Raw genomic sequence first — 4,690 nt, forward strand, 5'->3', positions numbered from 1 at the left:
TCGAGCAGCAGGATCTTGGGCTCGGCAACCAGCGCTCGTGCCAGCTCGACTCGCTTCTGCAGGCCGTAGGGCAGCGTGGCGACCAGACGATCGGCAACGGCCTCAAGATGCAGGAAGGCAATTGTCTGATCGACCTTTTCGGCGATTCCCGCATCTTCACGCCGGGCGCGTGGCAGATTGGCAATTTGTTCAACAAAACTGGCGCGCCTGGTGTAGACGCGGCCGGACGCGACGTTGTCGCGCACCGAAAGCCCGCCGAACAGCGCCAGGTTCTGGAAGGTGCGTGCAACGCCCAGTCGCGCCAGGCGACTCGCCGGCACCTGTGAGAAGGACTGGCCGTCGATCGCGATCCTGCCGCGGTCGGCGTGATAGAGGCCGCTGATGATGTTGATCAGCGAGGATTTGCCCGCGCCGTTGGGGCCGATCACCGCGCGGATCTCACCGCCTTTGACCTCGAGATCAATGTCGCTCAGCGCCTTAACGCCGCCAAAGGAGATGCCGATCCCGATCAGTCCGAGAACCGTATCCGGCCGTAACGAGAGGCATGCCTGACGCCTGTCGCCGACGAGGTTAGTCACCGCGAGGATGGCGGAAATTTCGGGCGCGCGCTCGTATGCGGCGGCTCCCAGCGAAGCACCAATCATGAAACGTCCCTGATTTGAAGGAGAGCTGGCAGCGGCCCGAGGGCCGCGCCTGACCTATTCCGCGGCGACAAGCTCCCTGTCGCGAGCCTCTTCCAGTTCGCGCACCAGTGGAATGACGCGCTTGCCGAAGAACTCGACCTCTTCCTGGAAATGCAGGAAGCCGAGCAAGATCAGGTCGGCGCCGGCGTCCTTGAGCTTGAGGATGCGTTCAGCGATCTGTTCCGGCGTGCCGATGAGATTGCTGCGGAAGCCGTCATTGTATTGCACCAAGTCCTCGAGGGAGGATTTCGCCCAATTGCCTTCGCCTTCCGGCGAGGCGTTGCCGGCATTCTTGACCTGATCGGCAAAACCCTGGACTGCCTCGGGATTGGCCTTGGCGATGATCTCGTCGAGCACTGCGCGCGCCTCTGCCTCGGTCTCGCGAGCAATGGCGAAGGCATTGACGCCGATCTTGACCTTGTGGCCATTGGCTTTCGCCTTGGCGCGGATGTCGTCGACCTGCTTCCGGATCTCCTCCGGCGTGTTGCCGTTGGTGAAATACCAGTCGGAGACACGAGACGCCATGTCGCGAGCGGCGCGCGACGAGCCGCCCTGGAAGATCTCGGGCAAGGGCTCGATCGGCTTGGGCTTCATCGAATAGTTGGTGAAGCGGTAGAAATCGCCCTTCAGCGTGAAACTGTCCTCCGTCCAGATGCCACGCAGCGCCCGGATAAATTCTTCCGACCGGCGATAGCGCTCGTCATGGTCGAGCCAGAGTTCGCCAATGGCGGCGAACTCGCCACGGAACCAGCCGCTGACGACATTGACGGCGACGCGGCCATTGGTCAGGTGGTTGATGGTAGCGATCTGCTTGGCCGCCAGCGCAGGGTTCCACGGGCCGGGCAGGATCGCTGCGATGACCTTCAGCGTTGTGGTGGCGGCAAGCAGGGCATGGCTGAACGACACCGATTCGTGCTGGTTGTCGGCGCCGTAGCCGGCGGTGAAGCGTATCTGGCTCAGCGCGTAATCGAAGCCATTGGCCTCGGCGATCTGGGCGAGCTTGCGGTTATAATCGATATCCCAACCCGTGCGCTGCTCGATGTTGGAGATGACCAGGCCGCCGGAGACATTCGGAACCCAGTAGGCGAATTTGAGGTTGTCGGAGTGCGAGGCCATGTCGTCGTTCCCCCTTAGATTGGCTCAGCCGACGCGCGTGGCGACGGCAGCGTTTGCATGACGGGAATTGAGCAGTGAAACTGCTTCGGCAGCGGCGCGTGAAATGCGCTCGGTGATCGCGGCGCCGACGATTTCGGCATCGATGAAATCGTCGGGCGCGCCGTAGACGCCGGTCGGGACGGTGACGGCACCGAAAAAGCCGAACAATGGCCGGAGCTGATGTTCGAGCACCAGGCCATGATATGGGCTGCCGCCGGTCGCCGCGAGAAGCACGGTCTTGCCCGTCAGCGCACGATAATCGACGAGATCGAACAGGTGTTTGAGGGCACCGGTGTAGGAAGCCCTATAAACAGGCGTTCCGACCACGAGCAAATCGGCCTTCTCGACGCGCTGGATGATCGCTTCGCCGGATGCGCCAAGTGCGCCGCGCGATAGCCCGGCGAATAGCGAGGGTGCTGCCTCCGTGATCTCGATCAGACCGGTGTCTGCAGGCACACGCAACGCGACCGCCTTGACCAGCGCATTCACCACCGCCGTAGTGCGGGAGGGCGTGCTTACGCCGCCCGATATTCCGAGAACCGATAATCGTGCCAAGTCATCAATCTCCCACACTTTGCATGCTCGCTAGGCCAGCACCAAACCAGGCCAAACGATATTCTATAAATTCTGTAGAGATAAGGTACTTTGTTCTGATGTTTTCACGTCAGTGGGAAAAACGGCGCTGTTAGCCGCATGGCAAAGGGGGTGACGGTTTAGGAGCGGGATGCGGCGCCAAACGCACGCCGGATCGGCGGCGGCGCGGTCAGCCGCTGTCAAAGCTAAAGCCGAAAAGCCAATCAGCCGCGCCCGATCAGGCTGTGCAACCCCGACCAGCTCCGCCTGATCGGGCGCTCATCGGCGTGCCCTTCACCGCCCCAACACCGGGGTCCCTTTTGCGCGAAAATGCGGGGTCCCGATTCCACGGTCATTGACAGACTGATCAAACTCTATGAGAAACTGGAGCGAGTTCCATAGCCGGCTGTGCGGTCACGGGCGCAATCAGGTCCGGCGCGTTGACCCTCGTCGCATCGAGGCATGCGCCGACTATAGACTTCTGATGTTTGCGGGCTGCCTCCTGGAGGAGTACCGCAAATTGCGGTAGGGAAATCCGATCCGCCCGCAAAACCTGCCTGATGAGGGGATCGCGCAATATATTGGTCAAAGTCAGCTCGGAGTGATCCATGACTTTCTTCCTTCAGACAGAAGGTACACGGCCTGTATGATGAGCGTATGTCAAAAAACGCGGGGCCAGCGGCTCGCAGCACCGGGTACGCCACTCCACATCGTAGGCTTTGGGTTGAAGCGCTCCGGAGCTGGGCCGCGGACCCTCAGTCGGTCAATTGAACAACCCAAGCATCGCGGTCACACGCTGGATTGTGAAATTCGAGTGACTGCGCAGCTTGGCCCGCGCGGGCCGCGGACGAAAATCCTCCCATAGTCGTCGTGGTAAAACTCGACAGCTCGACCCTGCCCCCGTTTGAAGCTTGTATATCTGGATTGTTATACCCACCGCGAACGATGCCATTGGTGCCCCATCAGTTAAATGCGTTCCACGTAGGGGCGCGGGTTAGTCAGTTTCATGACTCAAATGCTGCTCTGAAACTCACCGCTTCAAGGTCTTAGTCTTGCACATTTCGTTATCGGAACCAGCTCTCCTCAATCCGCGATTGCAGCAGGCCGTTCGCCGGAGCATACCGGCCCCTCTATGCGAACAGCAGCCGATCTTTGATCTTCCGCGTGACCTCATAGTCTTCCGCCCACCATGGCTTCTCGCCCTTGGTCCGCGGCGGCTTGGCAAGTTGAAGTTTGGTCTTGGCCGTCGCCGCCTTCTTTTGCGCGATTCTGAAATGATAGTAATCGAAGATGCGGATCGCCTCTATCATGTAGGACACAGCGACACGACGGTCTTTGAAGAGGAGCAGGTTTTCTCCATTCTTGCGATCAGCGGGGTCAGAGAAGTTGTATGAGCCGGTGTAGACACGCGCAGTGGGCTTGTCGAAATCGATCACGATGAACTTATGATGCATCCGATTCCCCACGTTGCCGGCGGTAGGCTCTTTCTTGAAGGGCTCCGGCAGATTCTCCGCCAGTTCAGCCGGAAAAACAGGCGCGACCTTGCCGTCGGGCAATTGTACGTCGATGCCTCCAACTTCCTTGTCGGAAATGCCGTAGACGAAGATTTCCTTGTCCTTGACAACTCTCTTGATCGCTTCGGTTACCGACCCGGGCGTCTGGTGCAAGAAGGCAAAGGGAGAAGAATAGAGATGACTTAGTCTCGCCTATGTCGGCGGCGACTTTGTCGAGTAGCGCATTGTCACTGGAGTGCGGAGAGAATGCTACCTTTGCATCAATCCCAGCCAAACCTAGGTCCGCCCATTCGGCGGATGCCAAACCGCCGAAAACCTCGGGATCATCGGATGCCCAATAGCCGTCGAAGGCAAGGAGATAGGACTGGACCGCCGTGGCACCACCGACCACCAGCGCGTTGTTCGACTGGACGAAGAAGCCACGCCACGTGAAATTTGTCGAGCCGCAGACGACCTTCTTAAGGTTGGGGCCATTGATGACGATCGTCTTGTTATGCTGCAGGCTGCCCATGTCTTGCCGCTTGACATTTTTGGCGCCAGCCGATTTCGCGAGTCGTTCTTCTCTGGTTGCCGCCCTTGATGCAAGAAGCCTTCCAACCTGATGTGCCGGTGATCGAGTGCCTTCTTCTCTGGTTGCCGCCCTTGATGCAAGAAGCCTTCCAACCTGATGTGCCGGTGATCGAGTGCCTTCTTCTCTCAGGCCTGTCGTTGCGGCCTTTCAAGAAGCCGCGGGCCGGTATGGTGATCTGCGGATCGGGTCCAAAT

5 protein-coding genes are annotated in these 4,690 nt (G+C 59.6%); 1 reads left to right on the forward strand and 4 read right to left on the reverse strand.

Features of this window, described 5'->3' with window-relative positions:
* The 4 genes from AC0L17_RS34105 to AC0L17_RS34120 form a co-directional block, all read right to left on the reverse strand.
* On the reverse strand, positions 1-644 hold a 644-nt coding region (locus AC0L17_RS34105; protein ID WP_473518938.1), incomplete at its 3' end, for an ABC transporter ATP-binding protein.
* Positions 645-698: 54 nt separating this feature from the next.
* Positions 699-1,799 carry a dimethylsulfone monooxygenase SfnG gene (gene sfnG, locus AC0L17_RS34110; RefSeq protein WP_473518939.1) on the reverse strand — a complete coding sequence of 367 codons (1,101 nt, stop codon included), beginning with the start codon at positions 1,797-1,799 and terminating at the stop codon, positions 699-701.
* A gap of 24 nt (positions 1,800-1,823) precedes the next feature.
* Positions 1,824-2,393 carry an FMN reductase gene (gene msuE / locus AC0L17_RS34115; RefSeq protein WP_473518940.1) on the reverse strand — a complete coding sequence of 190 codons (570 nt, stop codon included), beginning with the start codon at positions 2,391-2,393 and terminating at the stop codon, positions 1,824-1,826.
* A gap of 1,148 nt (positions 2,394-3,541) precedes the next feature.
* Positions 3,542-4,078 carry a phospholipase D-like domain-containing protein gene (locus AC0L17_RS34120; RefSeq protein WP_473518941.1) on the reverse strand — a complete coding sequence of 179 codons (537 nt, stop codon included), beginning with the start codon at positions 4,076-4,078 and terminating at the stop codon, positions 3,542-3,544.
* A gap of 426 nt (positions 4,079-4,504) precedes the next feature.
* Here AC0L17_RS34120 and AC0L17_RS34125 point away from each other — a divergent pair.
* The coding region (locus tag AC0L17_RS34125) for a hypothetical protein (protein WP_473518942.1) at positions 4,505-4,690 on the forward strand (186 nt) is incomplete at its 3' end.

The organism is Mesorhizobium sp. WSM4829, assembly GCF_055811475.1.